Below are 3,881 nucleotides of genomic sequence, written 5' to 3'. Positions count from 1 at the left end.
AGCAGGGCCGCGGCCGCGACGGCCGCGGCATCCGTCACCGATGACTCAGGGTCGAACGACGGCGCAGCGGGCACGATGCGCTCGATGAGCGACGTCTCGAGGCGGCCCGCCTGCACATCGGGGTCGGCGAGCACCTGGCGAAGGTAGGCGCGGTTGGTGCGCAGGCCGAGAACCCGCGTGGCGGCGAGGGCGGCGTCGAGGCGGGCGAGCGCCGTCGCGCGGTCGGGGCCGTGAGCGATGACCTTGGCGAGCATGGGGTCGTAGTGGGCGCCGACGACGAGGCCCTCGACGAGCGCCGAGTCGACGCGCACGCCCGGCCCACTCGCCTCAAGAAGCCCCCGCACCGTCCCGGTCGAGGGCAGGAACCCCGCCGCGGGGTCCTCCGCGTAGAGGCGCGCCTCGATCGCGTGGCCGTCGAGCGCGAGCGGCGGCAGGTCGAGCCGTTGGCCCGCGGCGATGCGCAGCTGCTGCTCGACGAGATCGACGCCCGTTACGAGCTCGGTGACGGGGTGCTCGACCTGCAGGCGCGTGTTCATCTCCATGAAGAAGAACTCGTCGGGGCGGGCGTCGGAGACGAGGAACTCGACCGTGCCGGCTCCCGCGTAGTCGACGCTGCGGGCGACCTCGCACGCGGCCTCGCCGATCGCGGCGCGCGTCGCCTCGTCGAGCAGGGGCGAGGGCGCCTCCTCGATGATCTTCTGGTGGCGGCGCTGCAGCGAGCACTCGCGCTCGCCCAGGTGCACGGTCGTGCCGTGCGTGTCGGCGAGCACCTGCACCTCGATGTGGCGCGGCGCGGCGATGAAGCGCTCGAGCAGGAGCGTGTCGTCGCCGAAGGCCTTGAGCGCGACGCGGCGAGCACCCGCGAGGGCCTCGGGCAGAGCATCCGCGTCGTGGACGACCGTCATGCCCTTGCCGCCGCCGCCCGCCGAGGGCTTGATGATGAGCGGGAAGCCGATGCGGTCGGCCGCGGCGATGAGCTCGGCGTCGCCCGTCCCCGCCTCCCCGAATCCGGGGATGATGGGCACGCCGCGCTCGGCGACGTGCGCCTTCGCGCGGATCTTGTCGCCCATGACCTCGAGCGCGCGCGGGCTCGGCCCGACGAAGACGATGCCGGCCTCGGCGCACGCGGCCGCGAGCTCGGCGTTCTCGCTGAGGAACCCGTAGCCCGGGTGGATCGCCTCGGCACCGCTGCGGCGGGCGGCGTCGACGATGGCCGCGACGTTCAAGTAGCTCTCGGCGGCGGAGGCCGGGCCGATCCGGAGGGCGAGATCCGCGAGGGCGACGTGGCGGGCATCCGCGTCGGCGTCGCTGTAGACCGCGATCGAGCGGATGCCCAGCTCGCGCAGCGTGCGGATGATGCGGCACGCGATCTCGCCGCGATTCGCGACGAGGACGGAGGCGAAGGGGCGGGGCAGGGTCGGCATGGCGACGCTCACATCCGGAAGAGGCCGAAGGCCGGGTCTGGCAGCGGAGCGCGGCTGCAGACGTCGAGGGCGAGGCCGAGCACGGTGCGGGTGTCGGCGGGGTCGATGATGCCGTCGTCCCACAGTCGGCCGGTCGAGAAGTAGGGGCTGCCCTGCTCCTCGTAGAGCTCGCGGATGGGGCGCTCGAACTCCTCCTGCTCCTCGGCGCTCCACGCGTCGCCGAGCTGGTCGCGGCGCACCGTGCCGAGCACGGCCGCGGCCTGGTTGCCGCCCATGACCGAGATGCGGGCGTTGGGCCACATCCAGAGGAAGCGCGGCGAGTAGGCGCGGCCGCACATCGAGTAGTTGCCGGCGCCGAACGAGCCGCCGATGACGACCGTGAGCTTCGGCACGCGCGTCGTCGCGACCGCCGTGACCATCTTCGCGCCGTGCTTGGCGATGCCGCCCGCCTCGGCGTCGCGGCCGACCATGAAGCCCGAGATGTTCTGCAGGAACAGCAGGGGCACACCGCGCTGGTCGCACAGCTCGATGAAGTGCGCGCCCTTCGCCGCCGACTCGCTGAACAGCACGCCGTTGTTGGCGACGATGCCGACCGGGTGGCCGTGGATCCGCGCGAAGCCCGTCACCAGGGTCTCGCCGTACTCGCGCTTGAACTCGTGCCAGCTCCCGCCGCCGTCGACGAGCCGCGCGATGACCTCGCGCACGTCGTACGGCGACTGCACGTCGGGCGGGATGACGTCGTAGAGCGTGCTCTCGTCGACCGCGGGCGGGATGCTCTCGCCGACCTCCCACGCGGGAGCGGTGGGCGGCGGCACGGTCGCGATGATGCCGCGCACGATCTCGAGGGCGTGCCGGTCGTCGTCCGCGAGATGGTCGACGACACCCGAGACGCGCGCGTGGGTGTCGCCGCCGCCGAGCTCCTCCGCGCTCACGACCTCGCCGATCGCGGCCTTCACGAGCGGCGGCCCGCCGAGGAAGATCGTGCCCTGATTCCGCACGATGACGGTCTCGTCGCTCATCGCGGGCACGTACGCGCCGCCGGCCGTGCACGAACCCATGACGGAGGCGATCTGCGGGATGCCGGCCGCGGACATCCGCGCCTGGTTGAAGAAGATGCGCCCGAAGTGGTCGCGGTCGGGGAAGACCTCGGCCTGCAGCGGCAGGAACGCGCCGCCCGAGTCGACGAGGTACACGCACGGCAGGCGGTTCTCGAGCGCGACCTCCTGCGCCCGCAGGTGCTTCTTCACCGTCATCGGGAAGTACGTGCCGCCCTTGACGGTCGCGTCGTTGCTGATGACGAGCACGTGGCGGCCGTGCACGAGGCCGATGCCCGCGATGACGCCCGCGGCGGGCGCCTCGTCGTCGTAGAGCCCCGTCGCCGCGAGCGGGGCGAGCTCGAGGAAGGGGCTGCCGTCGTCGAGGAGGGCGTCGATGCGCTCGCGCGGGAGGAGCTTGCCACGCGCGACGTGCCGCTCGCGGCTGCGCTCGGGGCCACCGAGGGCCGCGGTGGCGAGGCGCTGCTGCAGGTCGTCGACGAGGGCGCGCATCGCGGCGGCGTTCGTGCTGCTGGTCGCGGTACCGGTCGTCATCGACCGCTCCCCTCTCGTCGGCGGCTCGTGGCCCCGGTGCGGTGCGGATGCGAGCGGCTTCGGTTAGTCACCGCTCACCGATTCAGGTTAGTCATCGCTAACCGGAATGTCTACACTGACGGAATGTCCTCTGCGACGGATGCTCCCGCCGATGCCGCGACCGCACGTGACCGCGCGAAGGCCGAGCGCCGTGCGGCCCTGCTGACGGCGGCGGCGCAGCTCTTCGCCGAGCGCGGGTTCCCCCGCGTCTCGCTCGACGACCTCGGCGCTGCGGCCGGGGTGAGCGGGCCCGCCGTCTACAAGCACTTCGCGAGCAAGCAGGCGGTGCTCGCGGCGATCCTCGTCGGGGCGAGCGAAGGGCTGCTCGCGGGCGGGCGGGCGGTCGTGGCGGGCGCCGCGTCTGACCGCGCGGCGCTCGAGGGCCTCGTCGCCTTCCACGTCGACTTCGCGCTCGGCAACGCCGACATCATCCGCGTGCAGGACCACGACCTCGACTCGCTCGCCGACGACGACCGGCACACGGTGCGCGCGCTGCAGCGCGAGTACGTCGAGCTGTGGGTCGACGTGCTCGCGCGGCTGCGTCCCGCGGATGCGCGGCCCGCGCTGCGCACCCGCGCGCACGCGTGCTTCGGGCTCATCAACTCGACTCCGCACAGCTCGCGCGTCGGGGCGCGGGCGGCGCGGAGCATCCTCGAGAGCATGGCCCTGGCGGCGCTGACCGCCTAGCTGTAGTGCCCAGGCAGGTTGTTTGAGAGGCGGCTGGCGGGCGGAAGCTTTCCGATCGCAGTGTGGGGCCGGTGCTGATTGTAGAAGTGCAACCAGGCAGGCAGCGCGGCCCGTCGCGCGGCCTCGGATCGGTAGTGCCGGG

Annotated in this window: 4 protein-coding genes; 1 reads left to right on the top strand and 3 read right to left on the bottom strand. The window is 72.9% G+C overall.

Annotation, left to right across the window (positions count from 1 at the left end; translation table 11 throughout):
* Both Q7T15_RS01785 and Q7T15_RS01780 read right to left on the bottom strand, forming a co-directional pair.
* Positions 1 to 1,424 (bottom strand): acetyl/propionyl/methylcrotonyl-CoA carboxylase subunit alpha (locus Q7T15_RS01785; protein WP_304692676.1); only part of this gene is annotated, 1,424 nt, incomplete at its 3' end.
* Positions 1,425 to 1,432: 8 nt separating this feature from the next.
* A complete protein-coding gene (locus tag Q7T15_RS01780) occupies positions 1,433 to 3,013 on the bottom strand; it encodes a carboxyl transferase domain-containing protein (protein WP_304692674.1) in 1,581 nt (526 codons plus the stop codon).
* A 123-nt stretch (positions 3,014 to 3,136) separates the two neighbouring features.
* Here Q7T15_RS01780 and Q7T15_RS01775 point away from each other — a divergent pair, with 123 nt between their 5' ends.
* A complete protein-coding gene (locus Q7T15_RS01775; protein ID WP_304692672.1) occupies positions 3,137 to 3,739 on the top strand; it encodes a TetR/AcrR family transcriptional regulator in 603 nt (200 codons plus the stop codon).
* Here the strand turns inward: Q7T15_RS01775 and Q7T15_RS01770 are convergent.
* On the bottom strand, positions 3,736 to 3,881 hold a 146-nt coding region (locus Q7T15_RS01770; RefSeq protein ID WP_304692678.1), incomplete at its 5' end, for an integrase core domain-containing protein. The two genes, Q7T15_RS01775 and Q7T15_RS01770, sit on opposite strands and share 4 nt — an antisense overlap.

This window comes from Microcella sp., assembly GCF_030645145.1.
Lineage (GTDB): Bacteria > Actinomycetota > Actinomycetes > Actinomycetales > Microbacteriaceae > Microcella.
This window is presented reverse-complemented; position numbering and strand designations above follow the sequence as displayed.